The sequence below is a fragment of the Mangrovibacter plantisponsor genome (assembly GCF_003182475.1).
In the GTDB taxonomy this organism is placed as follows: Bacteria; Pseudomonadota; Gammaproteobacteria; order Enterobacterales; family Enterobacteriaceae; genus Mangrovibacter; species Mangrovibacter plantisponsor.
In genome coordinates this window covers 196,582-212,379 of sequence record NZ_QGTS01000007.1, presented here as the reverse complement: position 1 = coordinate 212,379, position 15,798 = coordinate 196,582, and the positions used below count along the sequence as shown (strand labels likewise).

The following is a 15,798-nucleotide window of genomic DNA, read 5'->3' as shown; positions in this document are numbered from 1 at the left end:
TGTTTACCAGCCACGCATACCATAACCCCCGCAACCACCGCCATTACGCATGCCATACCCCATGCCATAACCCATTCCGTAACCCCTGTCGCCATCATTCCCGGCACGTGGGCCACGGGCGTAACCCGCATTCATCATTTGCGTATGCCATGCACTGCGGCTGGCATACCACTGGGCATTTAACTGACCAAGTTGTTGGGTGAGCGAGGCAATTTTTGCCTGGTCAGGTTTCGCCTGGTTGTACTCGTTATCCAGTGCCTGCTGGGTATCAAAAACTTTCTGGCGCAGGGTATTCATGGTCTGGAAATGTTGTTGTGCCTGAGCATCGGTAATTACGGCATTACCGGTCTGAGGCGTTTCTGTTGCCGCATTGGCCAGTGAAAAACCGCCAACCAGTGTGGCAATGACCATCGCCGCCTGCAGTTTGCGTAATGTTGTACGTTTCATAATTTATCTCCTGGTAGTCAACAGGCCTGGGTGCTCAATATGCAACCTGGCAATATCTGTTTTGTTTCGGTTCTGATTGTCATATTGCATACCTCGTGCCAATATTTAACTTTATGTTTTTATTGAATAAAAAATAAATTCTGATATTTGCGTGTGAATTATTTACCCAGATCATAAAAAGAGTGGGTAAAAAAGTTACACTGCTTCGACCGGGTTAATACTCACTACGTCACCGCCAGGGGGATAACAATGTGGAGTGATTCCAGACGCAGCTTTTTTGGCCTGTCTCCCTGGCTGATGGTGGGGTTATCACTTGTGCTCGGGCTTGCCGTGCTGGGGTTATCCCTGCGCAGTACGCAACAGGAGCGGGTGTACCTGCAACAAAACCTCAATAACCGGGCAGATGCCATTGTCTGGGCGCTGGAAACCGGGGCGCGAATGAACATGAGTGGCAGCCAGGACAACCGCCTGCAAACCCTGGTTGAACAAACGGCTCACCAGCCTGGCGTAATCTTTCTGATGATGACCGATGATAACGGCAATATCCTGGCGCACAGCGATGCCAGCCTGGTAGGGCAGCAATTGCCAGCAGACCAACGCCCCTTGCCTCAACAGCCTGATAGCTGGCGCAGGCATATAAAACTGAGTGATGGCAGGCAGGTTTTCCAGGTCTGGCAGCGGTTTAACCCCTTGCGCGGGCGCGGCATGATGGGCGGCGGCAACGGGATGATGCGCATGATGCGCGGCTACGGTGATGGGGCAGACAACGCCTTGCCACAATGGGTTGCCGTGGGTATCGACCCGGCCAGTTTTGAAACCACCTTTGCACAAACCCGGCGTAACAATTACCTGCTGGCTGTACTGGTGATTTTGCTCGGTATGGCGGGGTTTATCTCCCTGTTCTGGGCCCATAATTACCGGCGTTCGCAGCTACTCCTGCGCGACACCAGGGCGATGGCCGATGAAGTAATTGCCAGCCTGCCTTTGGCTTTGCTCACCTGCGATACCCGGCAGCGTATTATTTCCGCTAATCGCCAGGCTATTGACTTATTGCACTTACCCGCGCCCTGGGAGAAACACCCGCTGGCACAGGTGGAAGGGCTGGACTGGGCCGCAATACGCACCGCCATGGCAGATAGTGGGCGCTTACTGGAGCGGGAATATCAGCTCAACAGCGCCGGGGGGAATAAAATCCCGGTCAGTATCAGTGCTTCGCCAGTGCGTGGCGGTAGCGGGCAAATTACCGGCACGGTATTTGTGTTGCGCGACATGACAGAAATGAAGCAACTGCAGGCGCAGGTTGAACGCCAGGCCCGCCTGAGCGCACTGGGCGAAATGGCGGCCGGTGTAGCCCATGAAATTCGCAACCCACTCAGCTCGATTAAAGGCCTGGCAACCTATCTGGGCGGTAAATTTTCCCCTGATGCCCCCGAGCACCTGGCTGCACGCACTTTATCCGAAGAGGTGGACAGGCTGAACCGCGTAGTTTCGGAGTTGCTGGATTTTGCAAGGCCAGGTGAATTTTCGCTGCAAGCGGGCGACATCACTCCCGTTATTGAGCGGGCACTTCGCCTGGTGCAAAGCGATGCCACTAATAAACACCTCTCCCTGGTCTTTTTACCTTGTGGGCCATTACCGGCAGTGGAACATAACGCTGACCGCCTGGCTCAGTGCCTGTTGAACCTGGTTATCAACGCCATCCAGGCGACACCAGAAGGTGGCACCATTTCTGTGGCGGTACGGGTGGCCAGTGCTGGCACCAAACTGGCCGTTTCGGTCGCGGATAACGGTAGCGGTATCGACAAACAGCATTTAAGCGAAATTTTCACACCGTACTTTACCACCAAACCCAGTGGAACCGGGCTGGGGCTTGCCATTGTTCACCAAATTATTGAAAAACACCGGGGTGAAATCACTGTAGAAAGCGAGCCTGGCACAGGCAGTGTTTTCACCCTTTGGTTACCGATTTACCGGAGCGAACACCATGAAAAATAACCCTGAAACATTGCTGGTGGTGGATGACGACCCGGGGCACCGCATCATGTTGATTACCTTACTCAGTGAGTGGGGCTACCAGGTTCAGGGCGCGGAAGATGGCGCCACCGCTATTCGTCTGTGCCATGAAACCCCATTCGACCTGGTACTGATGGATATCCGTATGGCCGGTCTCAATGGCATTGAAGCTTTAACGCAAATCAAAGCCTGGAACCCGGCAATTATCGTGCTGATCATGACCGCCTGGGCTAATACCGAAACAGCCGTTTCAGCAATGAAAGCCGGTGCCTGGGACTACCTCACCAAACCGCTCGATTTTGATGAACTGAAAATGACCATTGAGCGGGCACTGGACCATGTGGCGCTCAGTAGCGAAAATCAGCAACTGCGCAATGAGCTGGCAACCCAGCTTCAGTTACAGGAAGGCATGGTGGCGCGCAGTGATGCCATGCGCCAGGTAATGAACCTGGTACAGGCCGTGGCCCCCAGTGAAGCTACCGTGCTGATTGGCGGCGAATCAGGAACCGGTAAAGAACGCATTGCCCGGCTGATTCATGACAACAGCCCCCGGCGTAACGGGCCGTTTATCGCCATTAACTGCGGCGCACTGAGTGAAAGCCTGCTGGAATCTGAGCTGTTCGGTCACGCGAAAGGTGCTTTTACCGGGGCAGAAAAAGCGCGTCCGGGCCGTTTTGCCGCGGCCAACAAAGGCACGTTATTTCTGGATGAAATTGGCGAAATGCCATTGCCGATGCAGGTCAAATTACTGCGGGTGATTCAGGAGCGTGAAGTACAGCGCCTTGGCGAAGACCAGCCGCAGAAGATTGATGTGCGGTTATTAGCGGCAACCAACCGTGATTTACAAGAGCGGGTGGCTGCCGGGGAGTTTCGCCAGGACTTGTGGTACCGCCTGAATGTGGTGTCGATTACCCTACCGCCACTGTGCGAGCGCGTGGAAGATATCCCGTTATTAGCCGATGCCTTTCTTACCCGGTTTGCCAAACGTAACGGCAAGCAACTCAAAGGATTTACTCCGCAGGCGATGGACCGCATGCTGAAATACCGCTGGCCGGGCAATATTCGTGAACTGGAAAATGCAGTAGAGCGGGCAGTGGTACTGGCAATAGGCGACTATGTAGGTTTGCAGGTACTGCCACCCACACTCAATCCGGGTGATGGCCAGGAATCTTCGCCGCTGGTATTTGATGACATGTCCCTTGAAGAGATAGAGCAGGCGGCGATAGCCCGTATGCTGGAAGTGACCGGAGGCAATAAAAGTGAGGCGGCTCGTCGGTTGGGGATTACCCGCAAAACCCTGCACCAGAAAATTTCCCGTAGTGCAGGGGAAAGCGGGCCGGGCTCTTCATCAGCATAAGCATGCTGTTTATCTGCTCACTCTGGCCCGGTATAGTACCAGGCCATTACTAACCTGTTTCTGCGAGAGAACCATGGCCCGACCGAAAATACCCCGTAATATCTGCGGGCGCCCGGCAAACAGTTGCTTTAAGCCTAACGGTATCCCGATGAACAACCTGGAACGGGTGGCAATGGGTGCCGATGAATTTGAAGCAATGCGCCTGGTTGACCTTAACGGCATGCAGCAACTGGAAGCCGCAGCAGTAATGCAGGTGTCACGGCAAACTTTGGCAAACCTGGTGAAACGTGCGCGCGCCAAAGTGGCAGACTGCCTGGTAAATGGCAAGGCGCTGGATCTTGCAGAGCGCGACTGACTCAGTGGCAGCGTTCTCCGTTTAACCGAGCTTTCAGTAATTGGCATATGCTATTAATGGTGCTATATATGGCATATGCTATTAATGGCGTATGGCCAGGCCTGCGCGCTTACTGAGGACTCCACCATGACAATTGCTATTCCCCGCCTGAAAGGGCAGTTATCTCCCCACTTCACCAAAGCAGACTCATTTGCGCTTTACACAGACCAGGGCGAAAAGCTGGGTGAATTTACCAATCCGGCCTTTGCAGAGTGCACTTGTGAAGCAAAACGCGCATTGTTCAGCACATTGCAGGATAAACAGGTGACCTGCATTGTTGTCCGTAATATAGGCCAGCATATGCTGGGAAAATTACTGGATGCAGGCATGCGCGTATTGCAGGCCGCCACGCGCGATATCCCGGCAACACTGGCTCTGTTGGCAACGGATAACGCAGAAATGGTGCAACTGACAACCGCTGAACAAGGCCGGCCATCACTGCACCATGGGGAACACCACGGCCAGTGTGAACATGCACAGGGCCACCATGGCGAAGGCCATGCCTGTTGCCATGGCAAACCCGCGCAAACCACACATACGCCAATCAATATCACGGGTATTGCTCACAAAGGTTGTTGTGGCGGGCACCATCATCATGATTAAGGGAATTGCCTGAGCCCTGTAATATCTGCTATTGGTTTGCTTAACCCCGTTTTACGGGGTTTTTTTACCCAATAATCTCAGCGTTACCTTTTGGAACTATTCCCGGTTAATTCTGTACTTTCCTGCACGTTTTATTTCCCTGTTTCTTGCTTTTATTCGGGTATTTTCTGGGATTAACGTCACGTTAAAAAATAAAACCCAATAAAATCATCAGGCTGAAATTTAGTGCGTGAAGCTGGCCTCTGTATTGCTATATCCATCAGGTAACGTTGTTTCAATCTGGCTCTGTAATAAATAAATTGCAGAACACATTTTATTTGGAGGCGATACTGATGACACGCAAACTGGCTATTTATGGTAAAGGGGGGATTGGCAAATCCACCACCACACAAAATACAGCTGCTGCACTGGCGTATTTCCACGGAAAGAAAATATTTATTCATGGGTGCGACCCAAAAGCTGACTCAACCCGTTTAATACTGGGTGGTAAACCGCAGGAAACATTAATGGATGTTCTGCGCGACCAGGGGGCAGAAAAAATCACTAATGAAATGGTGGTGAAGAAAGGTGTCTTTGATATTCGCTGCGTTGAATCCGGTGGCCCGGAACCGGGTGTAGGCTGCGCCGGGCGTGGTGTTATCACGGCAATTGACCTGATGGAAGACAACAAAGCCTATACCGATGACCTGGATTTTATCTTCTTTGATGTTCTGGGCGACGTGGTATGTGGTGGGTTCGCCATGCCAATTCGTGATGGTAAAGCACAAGAAGTTTATATTGTTGCTTCTGGAGAAATGATGGCGATTTACGCAGCAAATAATATTTGCAAAGGCCTGGTGAAATATGCCAAGCAAAGTGGTGTTCGCCTGGGTGGGATTATTTGTAATAGCCGTAATGTGGATGGTGAAAAAGAATTCCTTGAAGAGTTTACTGCCGCAATTGGCACGAAAATGATTCATTTTGTTCCCCGCGACAATATTGTCCAGAAAGCGGAATTTAATAAAAAAACTGTCACCGAATTCGACCCGAATGCAAACCAGGCTCAAGAGTACCGTGAACTTGGCCGGAAAATTATCGAAAACGAAGACCTGGTTATTCCCCAACCACTTTCCATGGACCAGTTAGAACAAATGGTCGTGAAATATGGCTTGAGCGATTAATTATCTTTTTACCTTAGCGCGTTGTTATTGGTGTTGCAGGGCAATTTCCTGTGAGGTTGCTGTGCCCTGCAACAGACCTTTTTTGCCTCGCGTTTGCCTGATTCCACTATTTCATACAGGGGAATAACCATGCCGTACCATGAGTTTGATTGCAGCAAATGCATACCCGAGCGTAAACAACATGCCGTGCAAAAAGGGGAAGGTGAAGACCTGACCTCGGCACTGCCACTGGGTTACCTGAATACTATTCCAGGTACTATTTCCGAACGCGGCTGCGCCTACTGTGGGGCGAAGCATGTTATTGGCACGCCCATGAAAGATGTGATTCACATCAGCCACGGGCCAGTTGGTTGTACGTACGATACCTGGCAAACCAAGCGTTATATCAGCGATAACGATAACTTTCAGCTGAAATATACCTTTGCCACCGACATGAAAGAAAAGAATATTGTGTTTGGTGCCGAAAAGGTGCTGAAGAACAATATCAATGAAGCTTTTGATGCCCACCCCAATATTAAACGCATGACCATTTACCAAACCTGTGCTTCTGCACTGATTGGTGATGACATTGCCGCTATCGCTCAGGAAGTGATGGATGAACGGCCGGATGTCGACATCTTTGTTTGTAACTCCCCGGGTTTTGCCGGCCCGAGCCAGTCTGGCGGGCACCATAAAATTAATATTGCCTGGATCAACCAAAAGGTTGGCACAGTAGAGCCCACAATCACCAGTGATTACGTTATCAACTATGTGGGCGAGTACAACATTCAGGGCGACCAGGAGGTGATGACGGATTACTTTCACCGCATGGGCATCCAGGTGCTGTCCACCTTCACCGGTAATGGTTCTTATGACGACCTGCGTGCCATGCACCGCGCACACTTGAACGTGCTGGAATGTGCCCGCTCAGCTGAATATATCTGTAACGAACTGCGTGTGCGTTACGGCATTCCACGCCTGGATATCGATGGTTTTGGCTTTGGCCCGCTGTCGGATTCATTACGCAAAATTGGCCTGTTTTTTGGTATTGAAGACCGGGCTCAGGCCATTATTGATGCCGAAGTGGCGCGCTGGAAACCTGAACTGGACTGGTACAGAGAGCGCCTTAAAGGCAAAAAAGTGTGCCTGTGGCCTGGCGGCTCCAAACTGTGGCACTGGGCGCATGTTATCCATGAAGAAATGGGGGTTGAAGTGGTGTCGGTTTACACCAAATTCGGCCACCAGGGCGATATGGAAAAAGGCATTGCCCGTTGTGAAGTGGGCGCTCTGGCGATTGATGACCCTAACGAACTCGAATCGCTGGAAGCCATGTACAAACTGAAACCGGATGTGATTTTTACCGGCAAACGCCCGGGTGAAGTGGCGAAAAAAATCCGGGTGCCTTACCTGAATGCCCATGCCTACCACAACGGCCCTTATAAAGGCTTTGAAGGCTGGGTGCGTTTTGCCCGTGATATATACAACGCCATCTATTCACCCATTCACCAACTGGCCATGCGCGATATCAGCAAAGACGAAATCCCGACTGATCAGGGTTTTGCCACAGCCAGAATGCTGTCTGATGCCACGCTGGACGAAGCGGTGCGTAATGCACCGGATACCCGTGAATACAGCGGTAATTTCGACAGTGTTACTCCACTGCGCGAACGGGAACTTCCGGATTTCGCCAACGACCAGGCTCCGCGCCAGGAGGCGGTATGAACCAGCAACAGCAAGTTGAACTTCTGGTGGACTACATCATGAAAAACTGCCTGTGGCAGTTCCATTCACGCAGTTGGGACCGGGAAAAACAGAATGCAGGCATTCTGGAAAAAACACGCCAGTTGCTGTGCGACGAACCCGTCGTGCTGGAAACGCCCGCTGACCGCTGCTATTGGGTGGATGCCGTGGTACTGGCCGATGCATACCGGTCACGTTTCGCCTGGCTGCGTGAAATGACTAAAACCGCCATCGCTGAGCTTATGACGGCACTGCACAAGCGCATGGATTATCTGACTATCACCGGTTCGCTGAACGCTGAACTGACTGACCAGCGTTACTAACGGAGGGGTTGAAATGTCCTGTGAATTGAAAGCGAAAGACAGAACCGGGGTGATCAATCCCATTTTTACTTGCCAGCCGGCAGGTGCGCAGTATGTCAGCATCGGTGTGAAAGACTGCATTGGCATTGTCCATGGTGGCCAGGGCTGTGTCATGTTTGTGCGCCTGCTTATTTCCCAGCACCTGAAAGAGAGCTTTGAAATTGCCTCTTCCTCAGTACATGAAGATGGTGCGGTTTTCGGTGCGCTGGACCGGGTTGAACAGGCGGTTGACGTGCTGCTGATGCGTTATCCCCATGTCAAAGTAATCCCGATCATTACCACATGCTCAACCGAGGTTATTGGCGATGATGTTGACGGCGTGGTGCGCAAACTTAACGAAGGTTTGTTGAAAGAAAAATATGCCGGGCGTGAGGTACACCTTATCCCGATTCATACACCAAGCTTTGTGGGCAGCATGATTAGCGGCTACGACGTAACAGTGCGCGATTTCGTGAAATATTTTGCCACCAAAAGCGAACCCAATGGCAAGCTGAACCTGATAACCGGCTGGGCAAACCCGGGCGATGTCACCGCACTCAAACACCTGCTGGCTGAAATGGAAGTCGATGCCACGGTACTGTTTGAAATTGAGGATTTTGACTCTCCCTTGATGCCATACGGCAACACCGTGTCTCATGGCAACACCACTATCGAAGACCTGACTGGCACGGCGAATGCCTGCGGTACGCTGGCCCTTAACCGCTATGAAGGCGGCAAGGCGGCTCGTTACCTGGAGGAAAAATTCGAAATCCCCACCATTATTGGCCCGTCTCCCATTGGCATTCGTAACACCGATACATTTTTGCAGAATGTCAAAAACCTGACCGGCAAAGCGATTCCTGAATCACTGGTGCGCGAACGTGGTGTGGCGCTGGATGCATTAACCGACCTGGTGCACATGTTCCTTGCCGACAAAAAAGTAGCGATCTATGGCAGCCCGGATCTGGTTATCGGTCTGGCCGAATTCTGCCTGGATCTGGAAATGAAGCCAGTATTGCTGCTGTTAGGTGACGACAACGCAGGGTATGAAAAAGACCCGCGTATCGATGCCCTGCGCCAGAATGTGGTGCATGACATGGAGATCATCACCAACGCAGACTTGTGGGAAATGGAAAAACGCATCACCCAGGATGGATTAAAACTGGATTTGATCCTCGGTCATTCCAAAGGGCGCTTTACCGCCATTGATAACCAAATCCCCATGGTGCGGGTTGGCTTCCCAACCTACGACCGTGCCGGGCTGTGGCGCCACCCGGTGGTGGGCTATGCCGGTGCCATCTGGCTGGCTGAACAAATGGCTAACGCGCTGTTTACCGATATGGAATACAAGAAAAACAAAGAGTGGCTGCTTAATGTCTGGTAATCGCACTGGCTATTAACTGCGTTAATCCACCTGGCAACCAGGCTTACCCTGGTTGCCCTCACTACAGGATCCCGCGATGAAATCACTGTTGTTTGAAAGCGATGCGCAACGTTTTATGCGCAGCTATGAACACGCTCAGGGTTACCATTTCCGCGCCCGGTGCCTGGCAGAGCAGGGGCGTTCGGCCAGCCTGATATTTAATGTCGCCGCTGTTGCGGTAGAGTGCTACCTCATTGCACTGTGCGGGTTGCACGGCATTTTGCCTTTCAACCATAACTACCGCAGCCTGGTAATGAGTGCCGAAGAAAAAGTCGTCCTGGGCGAGGAGCTTAAGCGCCGTATTCTGGCTCTGGATGACCTGTTTGGTTTGTGTTCCATTGATGATTATTACCACGGTGTTCCTGGCGATGACGATGCCCGGCGCATTGTTGCCGTCTGCGCCGCTCTTGACGGGGTAATTCGTGAAGAACAACGCAAACTGGTTAACCCACCCGGAGGGCAGCACGCATGAACAGTGTGGCAAACCCGATGGCAGGCCATCCCCACGGCGAGATGCGCCGCGATGAACGCGAAATTACCGACCCACAACAAATAGACGCACTGCTGCGTGGCGGGCGAGTGATGTACATCGCACTCAGCCAGCAGAATGTGCCTTTTATGGTGCCGGTTTTTTATGTCTGGAATGGTACTGCGCTTTATTTTCATTCGGCCCGTAGTGGCACCAAAATTCGTATTCTCAAAGAAAACAGTGCGGTCTGTTTTGCTGTTTCCCAATATGAAGGCGTTATTGAAGATGACATTGCCTGCGATTTTGAAGCTCGCCACCGCACGGTTATTGGCCTGGGGAATGCCTGTTTTGTTGATGACGACGCCGAAAAACTGACCATGCTGCACCAACTGATGGGGCGCTTTACAGATAAAAAATTCACTTTCCCGGAAGCCAACCTGAAAGCAACACAGGTTATACGAATTGATATCACCAGTATGAAAGGTAAACAGCATGGGTTTTAACCCACACGGGAGGCAGAGTGAATATTGCCGTATTTCTCGACAAACAAGGGGTTACCTGCGGTATTTGGCAGGCGGCAACACTCGGGTTGTTTGCACCCCGGAATACTGGCTGGCAGGCGATAGTGCAGGTGCCGTTATCGGTGAACCGGGAAATGCTGCCAGAAGATGTGCGCCACCAGGTAATGGCTGCCGCACGCGCATTACCCGGTTGCCGCCATATTGTTGCCAGTGAAATCACCGGAGCTGTGAAAGCCTGGCTGGATGGCATGGGGTTTACCATGTGGCAATGCGCCGGGCGCCCGGAAGGCTTCCTTGAGCGGCTGAATAACCAGGTGATGCAATGTGCGCCAACAGTTGTCGCGTTACCGAAATCCTTTATTCAGCCAGGTGAAAAACAGGGGGAGTTCCAGGCAGATTTGATAGCTGCTCTCTATGAAACGGAGGGCCATGCTTCACGGCGTATCCTGATTCCTTTTCTGTTTAAAGGGCAGTTTACCCGGCTGGAAATAACCTGTGACCACCTGCCTCGCTGGTTTTCCCGCACGCTGGAAAAGCTTGCTTACCCCTGGGATGTCACCACGCAAAGTGACGGAACCTTGCGGGTGGTTGTAAGCAAAGCAGCCAGCCGTTCACAAAATGTACCGTAATGTACACCTGGCAGGCAAAAATGTTCGGACTGGAACATTTTTTTAAATTACATCTATTCGAATAATAAATAAATCATTATAAATCAGCGTGTTAAATATTTTTACGCCAGTGACAACCTGGCGTTTATTTTGCACTGACCTCTGTAAGCCGAATAACAGCCAAAGCAAGGAGAATTATGGCTATTGTGTTGCGGGGGGAAATGAAAATGCTTAACGGAAATAAACGGGTCTTCACCCTGAGCGAGAATGAGACGCCCGGGCTTGCGCCATTATCATTCAGTTGCCGTTTAGGTGAATGCCGTTCTGAGTTGATGCCTTTACTCTCGGAAGTCAGCAAAGTAGTCAGTAGTGGCGGCAGCTTGTCGCAAACGCTCAAACTGGTGCTGGAACTGTTACAGAAACATTTGCAGGTGATCCGCGCGATGATCACGCTGTATGACGCCAGTTGTGATCAAATCTTTATCCATGAAAGTTACGGCTTATCTGCCGAAGAAGTGGAAAAAGGGGTGTACGCCCCGGGCGAAGGTATCACCGGGCGGGTAATTGAAACCCGCCAGCCGATTATTGTGCCCAATATTGCTGATGACCCAATGTTCCTGAACCGAACAGGGAGCTGGAATAAAGCGCGCGACAGCCAGTTATCGTTTATCTGTGTACCGATTATCCGTGGTGTAAAAGTGATGGGCACGCTCGGTATTGAACGGGTGTACAACAATGAACAATTACGTTACCTGGACCTGGAAGTCCTGAGAGTGATTGCCGCGATTATTGCCCAGGCTGTTGAACTGCACCTGCTGGAACGGGCGCATCAGCGTATTTTGCGCACTCAGCCTGCGTTGCACCATTCGGGGAGTAACCTGTTTGATACCGGCGATATCATTGGGCGTTCCCGGCCAATGATGGCGGTTTACCGTTTGCTGGAGAAAGTCAGCCGTGCGCGCACTACGGTATTGATCCTGGGGGAAAGTGGGGTGGGGAAAGAGCGGATTGCCAGCGCCATCCACCATAATAGCTATTGTGCCAATGGGCCGTTTGTGAAGTTTAACTGTGCATCTTTGCCAGAAAGCGTGATCGAGAGTGAGTTGTTCGGCCATGAAAAAGGGGCTTTTACTGGTGCCATTTCCCGGCGTGCCGGGCGCTTTGAAGATGCAGATGGCGGCACCATTTTTCTTGATGAAGTCGGCGAGTTATCTCCTTCTGCTCAGGCGAAATTACTGCGCGTTCTGCAGGAGCGCAGTTTTGAGCGAGTGGGCAGTAATGAAACCCTGAAAGTAAATGTACGCATCCTGGCCGCCACTCACCGTAACTTATCCGAAATGGTCGCTCAGGGCGCTTTTCGTGAAGATTTGTTTTACCGGCTTAATGTTTTCCCTATTGATATTCCACCATTGCGTGAACGTGGCAGCGATATTCTGATCCTGGCCGATTATTTTACTAACCACTTTGCCGGCGAGCAGGGCGTGGATGTGCCTACCATTGCCACTCCGGCACTGAATTTGTTACTCAACTATCAGTGGCCCGGCAATGTGCGTGAGCTGGAAAACGTGATGGAGCGCGCGGTGCTGCTGGCAGATGAAGGCATGATCCACAGTTATCATCTACCTATCAATCTGCAACCAATGAACACTATTGTGATTCAAAATGAAGGGCTGGAAGCCCGGCTTGCGCGGGTGGAGTACGATTTGATTGTGGAAGCACTGACGAAATACCAGGGGAATGTATCCCGCGCTGCGGATTTCCTCGGGATGACCCGGCGGGCGCTGGGGTTACGGCTGTCACGCTACCAGCTTAACTATAAAGATTACCGTGAAGTGGGGTTGCGGTAGGTTTTATTAACGTTGCCATTGGTGTTAATGGCAACACGTAACTGCCGTGGGGGTATTCCCCGAACATCCATTGGTGGAGTTGGTGAACAGGATTATGGTAGATTGCTGTGCTGTAAGTTATTTATTAATCTTCAATATCAAATGCCATTTTGGCATGGCACAATTAAATGACATGGAGATGCAATGCATAACAGAAAGTGGATGTTATCTGTATTACTGTTCTTTTTTTCTGTAGCTTCTTTTGCTACGGATGCTCCTGATTCTCCCAAAAAAATCATTTTTGATTTCTACCAGAAATATTTTTTATATCTTCACGGTGAAGGTAAAAAAACACAGCCTGAGCTTACGTATTCGAAGTCTTTTAATGAATTACTGCGCCGTAATGAAAAATTATGCGAACCCTATCGTGATGAGGTTTGTGGCTGGGGAACCGACGCTGACGTTTATCTTAATGCTCAGGACCATGATGATAATCTGACAATAGAAAACTCACATTTTACGCTTAATGAAGCACCAAACAACGTGGTTACTGTATCGTTCAATCTTTTCCCATCTCAAAAAACAGAGCAAAATGGCCATAGTGTGATTTCATTTAAAATGATTTACGAGCAATCTCACTGGGTGGTGGATGACATTATTTATGATGAATCCTCCGCACGCCAGCAGATGCGAAGCGAGAATGAGTTGTTAACTGAAGGATTGAAGAATAAGGCCAGGCCATAGTGGGAAGTAAATTATTCGGCTATCCGGGGAATGTGCGCTTTCATTGATGTGTTCAGGTGCTCAACCTGACAATACTCGCAATATTAGTTTTTAGTCGATATTAAAATGTTATTACAAATGTAATTGAGTAAAGTCTCTGCTGTTTTGGGCTACAGCGCCATTGTTCACATATTTCCCAGCAGATAACGCGTTCTGCGCGAAAACATCCTACTTTTCGCGAGTGGAGAATCGTTCTGCACTACTGATCCCGTTATCCCGCAGTTTCATTTCTGTGACAAACCTCTAAAAAATTAAAGTAAAAATCTTAACATCCGATAACAACAGGACTTTCTCGTGCGGTGTCAGGTTTGCTCCGCCGAAGGAAGTAAATATATAAAAAAAACATCAACATAATTCATATCTCTGATCTGCGTTTTTACTTTTAAATCAACTCGTTATATTACCGGGAGAACCTATGTTTAACTTTAAGAACCTGAAGGTCGGCATCCGGCTGGGCATCTCATTTGGCCTGGTGGTGGCATTACTGGTCGTGGTGGGGGTCACCTCCATCAGCAAGATTAACAACATTAAAAGCGGCATATCTTCAATTGTTGAAGACCGGTACGTCAAAGTGCGCCTGGCTTTTGACGTGCGTGATGGTGTGAATGACCAAATCAAATACCTGCGCGGTATCGTTATTGATACCACCCGCCCGCAGAACAATGAAAACCGCCTGAAGCAACTGGCGCAAGCCACTGAACGCACCAATGTTGCACTGAAGAAAATCGAAGCGATTCAGGTAACGGCTGTCGGTAAGAAGAAAATTGCCGGTTTAGTCGAAGCCAGCCATAAGTTTGAACAACAGAAAAATGAACTGCTGGACCTGGTTCGCGCCGGGAAACAGGATGAGGCCAGTACCTATGTCCTGAAGACGATAACCGGTACACAGAATGCTTTTCTCGAAGGGGCTGTTGCTTTTGCTAATTCGCAATCTCAGCAGTTGCAAAATGAAGGCAGTTCTATAATCGATGATGGTTCCACCGCGATTATGGTGACGCTGGTGTTCTCAGCTATTGCTATTGTCGCCTCAATTATTCTCGGCTTTTTGCTGACGCGTTCAATCGTTCAACCGTTGAATAAAGCGGTGAGCATTGCAGGTAAAGTGGCTGCTGGCGATCTCAGCACTCACATCGAGGTGAAGAGCAAAGATGAAACGGGGGTGCTGATGCAGGCGTTGAAAAGCATGAACGATAACCTGCTGACCATTGTTTCTGATGTGCGTGCTGGTTCTGACACCATAGCAGTGGCCTCCAACCAGATCACCAGTGGCAACATTGATCTCTCCTCCCGTACCGAACAACAGGCCAGTTCGCTGGAAGAAACGGCCTCGGCTATGGAGCAAATGACATCAACGGTGAAACAGAATGCTGAAAATGCCCACGAAGCAAACAAGCTGGTCGCCAATACCTCTGACGTAGCAAAAGAAGGAGGCGCAGTGATGGAGCAGGTGATTGATAAAATGGAGGCAATTACGCGTTCATCGAAGAAAATCGGCGATATTATTAGCGTGATCGACTCAATAGCCTTCCAGACCAATATTCTGTCACTCAACGCAGCAGTAGAGGCTGCGCGCGCCGGTGAACAGGGGCGCGGCTTTGCGGTTGTTGCCAGCGAGGTGCGTAACCTTGCCCAGCGCTCTGCCTCGGCAGCGAAAGAGATCAAAGTGCTGATTGAAGATTCCGTGGCGCAAGTTGATGAAGGTAGCCGCCTGGTATCCCACGCTGGCTCAACCATTACTGAAGTGGTGAATAGTGTGAGTAGCGTGGCGAGTATAATGAACGAAATTACCATTGCCAGCAGCGAGCAGAGTAGCGGCATCAGCGAAATCAACCAGGCGATTACGCAGATGGAAGCGGTAACCCAGCAGAACGCCGCACTGGTGCAGGAAGCGTCTGCAGCTTCCCAGGCGCTGCAGGACCAGGCTGAACGCCTGACTCAATCAATAAGCGTATTTAAAACCGGCCAATATTTGGCACTGAGCGCAGTGTAAGGCTATTTGACGGTGGTGAATATTCTCCACCGTCATCGCACTACTATGCAGGTAAATACAGAATATGCAGGCAAGTAAAAAACCGCAGGGGCTGCCGCCAGGTTTACTGCAACAGGCCGGGGTTGTTAACAACGATCCGGGTAG

Annotated in this window: 15 protein-coding genes; 14 read left to right on the top strand and 1 reads right to left on the bottom strand. The window is 50.6% G+C overall.

Annotated features, from left to right (window positions below):
• Positions 1-3: 3 nt before the first annotated feature.
• Entirely contained in the window at positions 4-447 is a 444-nt protein-coding gene (locus tag DES37_RS13195) for a hypothetical protein (RefSeq protein ID WP_036109888.1), read from the bottom strand.
• Between the two features lie 249 nt (positions 448-696).
• Here DES37_RS13195 and DES37_RS13190 point away from each other — a divergent pair, with 249 nt between their 5' ends.
• The 14 genes from DES37_RS13190 to DES37_RS13125 all read left to right on the top strand — a co-directional run bounded on the left by DES37_RS13190 (position 697) and on the right by DES37_RS13125 (position 15,654).
• Positions 697-2,442, top strand: a complete 1,746-nt coding sequence (locus DES37_RS13190; RefSeq protein ID WP_110026106.1) for an ATP-binding protein — start codon at positions 697-699, stop codon at positions 2,440-2,442.
• Positions 2,432-3,817 (top strand): sigma-54-dependent transcriptional regulator, encoded by a 1,386-nt coding sequence (locus DES37_RS13185; RefSeq protein WP_036109885.1) that lies wholly within the window; start codon positions 2,432-2,434, stop codon positions 3,815-3,817. Before DES37_RS13190 ends, DES37_RS13185 begins: the two co-directional genes overlap by 11 nt.
• A 73-nt stretch (positions 3,818-3,890) precedes the next feature.
• Positions 3,891-4,172 carry a DUF134 domain-containing protein gene (locus DES37_RS13180; RefSeq protein ID WP_036109882.1) on the top strand — a complete coding sequence of 94 codons (282 nt, stop codon included), beginning with the start codon at positions 3,891-3,893 and terminating at the stop codon, positions 4,170-4,172.
• A 126-nt stretch (positions 4,173-4,298) separates the two neighbouring features.
• Complete coding sequence (locus DES37_RS13175; protein ID WP_170123771.1) at positions 4,299-4,814, top strand: NifB/NifX family molybdenum-iron cluster-binding protein; 516 nt, start codon at positions 4,299-4,301, stop codon at positions 4,812-4,814.
• 332 nt (positions 4,815-5,146) lie between these two features.
• Positions 5,147-5,974 carry a nitrogenase iron protein gene (gene nifH / locus DES37_RS13170; protein ID WP_036109879.1) on the top strand — a complete coding sequence of 276 codons (828 nt, stop codon included), beginning with the start codon at positions 5,147-5,149 and terminating at the stop codon, positions 5,972-5,974.
• Between the two features lie 129 nt (positions 5,975-6,103).
• Entirely contained in the window at positions 6,104-7,675 is a 1,572-nt protein-coding gene (gene anfD / locus DES37_RS13165) for a nitrogenase iron-iron protein, alpha chain (protein WP_036109876.1), read from the top strand.
• Positions 7,672-8,016: a Fe-only nitrogenase subunit delta gene (gene anfG, locus DES37_RS13160; RefSeq protein WP_110026103.1), complete on the top strand. Its 345-nt coding sequence runs from the start codon at positions 7,672-7,674 to the stop codon at positions 8,014-8,016. The genes anfD and anfG overlap by 4 nt, the downstream gene beginning before the upstream one ends.
• 13 nt (positions 8,017-8,029) lie before the next feature.
• Entirely contained in the window at positions 8,030-9,418 is a 1,389-nt protein-coding gene (anfK, locus tag DES37_RS13155) for a Fe-only nitrogenase subunit beta (RefSeq protein ID WP_036109868.1), read from the top strand.
• A gap of 76 nt (positions 9,419-9,494) precedes the next feature.
• Positions 9,495-9,929, top strand: coding sequence for a hypothetical protein (locus DES37_RS13150; protein WP_036109866.1), 435 nt, complete (start codon positions 9,495-9,497; stop codon positions 9,927-9,929).
• Positions 9,926-10,429, top strand: coding sequence for a pyridoxamine 5'-phosphate oxidase family protein (locus DES37_RS13145; protein ID WP_245930068.1), 504 nt, complete (start codon positions 9,926-9,928; stop codon positions 10,427-10,429). Before DES37_RS13150 ends, DES37_RS13145 begins: the two co-directional genes overlap by 4 nt.
• A gap of 17 nt (positions 10,430-10,446) precedes the next feature.
• Positions 10,447-11,076: a Fe-only nitrogenase accessory AnfO family protein gene (locus tag DES37_RS13140; RefSeq protein WP_110026101.1), complete on the top strand. Its 630-nt coding sequence runs from the start codon at positions 10,447-10,449 to the stop codon at positions 11,074-11,076.
• 176 nt (positions 11,077-11,252) lie between these two features.
• Positions 11,253-12,902: a sigma 54-interacting transcriptional regulator gene (locus DES37_RS13135; RefSeq protein ID WP_235234506.1), complete on the top strand. Its 1,650-nt coding sequence runs from the start codon at positions 11,253-11,255 to the stop codon at positions 12,900-12,902.
• A gap of 183 nt (positions 12,903-13,085) precedes the next feature.
• Entirely contained in the window at positions 13,086-13,625 is a 540-nt protein-coding gene (locus tag DES37_RS13130) for a YqhG/Tai3 family protein (protein ID WP_110026100.1), read from the top strand.
• 454 nt (positions 13,626-14,079) lie between these two features.
• Entirely contained in the window at positions 14,080-15,654 is a 1,575-nt protein-coding gene (locus DES37_RS13125) for a methyl-accepting chemotaxis protein (RefSeq protein WP_110026098.1), read from the top strand.
• The last annotated feature ends 144 nt before the right edge of the window (positions 15,655-15,798 follow it).

Excerpts from the sequence above, each read along its gene's own strand:
- DES37_RS13125 (WP_110026098.1), top strand. The coding sequence starts at position 14,080 with ATGTTTAACTTTAAGAACCTGAAGGTCGGCATCCGGCTGGGCATCTCA.
- anfK (WP_036109868.1), top strand. The coding sequence starts at position 8,030 with ATGTCCTGTGAATTGAAAGCGAAAGACAGAACCGGGGTGATCAATCCC.
- DES37_RS13185 (WP_036109885.1), top strand. The coding sequence starts at position 2,432 with ATGAAAAATAACCCTGAAACATTGCTGGTGGTGGATGACGACCCGGGG.
- anfD (WP_036109876.1), top strand. The coding sequence starts at position 6,104 with ATGCCGTACCATGAGTTTGATTGCAGCAAATGCATACCCGAGCGTAAA.
- anfG (WP_110026103.1), top strand. The coding sequence starts at position 7,672 with ATGAACCAGCAACAGCAAGTTGAACTTCTGGTGGACTACATCATGAAA.
- DES37_RS13180 (WP_036109882.1), top strand. The coding sequence starts at position 3,891 with ATGGCCCGACCGAAAATACCCCGTAATATCTGCGGGCGCCCGGCAAAC.
- DES37_RS13145 (WP_245930068.1), top strand. The coding sequence starts at position 9,926 with ATGAACAGTGTGGCAAACCCGATGGCAGGCCATCCCCACGGCGAGATG.
- DES37_RS13190 (WP_110026106.1), top strand. The coding sequence starts at position 697 with ATGTGGAGTGATTCCAGACGCAGCTTTTTTGGCCTGTCTCCCTGGCTG.
- DES37_RS13150 (WP_036109866.1), top strand. The coding sequence starts at position 9,495 with ATGAAATCACTGTTGTTTGAAAGCGATGCGCAACGTTTTATGCGCAGC.
- DES37_RS13175 (WP_170123771.1), top strand. The coding sequence starts at position 4,299 with ATGACAATTGCTATTCCCCGCCTGAAAGGGCAGTTATCTCCCCACTTC.
- DES37_RS13130 (WP_110026100.1), top strand. The coding sequence starts at position 13,086 with ATGCATAACAGAAAGTGGATGTTATCTGTATTACTGTTCTTTTTTTCT.
- nifH (WP_036109879.1), top strand. The coding sequence starts at position 5,147 with ATGACACGCAAACTGGCTATTTATGGTAAAGGGGGGATTGGCAAATCC.
- DES37_RS13135 (WP_235234506.1), top strand. The coding sequence starts at position 11,253 with ATGGCTATTGTGTTGCGGGGGGAAATGAAAATGCTTAACGGAAATAAA.
- DES37_RS13195 (WP_036109888.1), bottom strand. The coding sequence starts at position 447 with ATGAAACGTACAACATTACGCAAACTGCAGGCGGCGATGGTCATTGCC.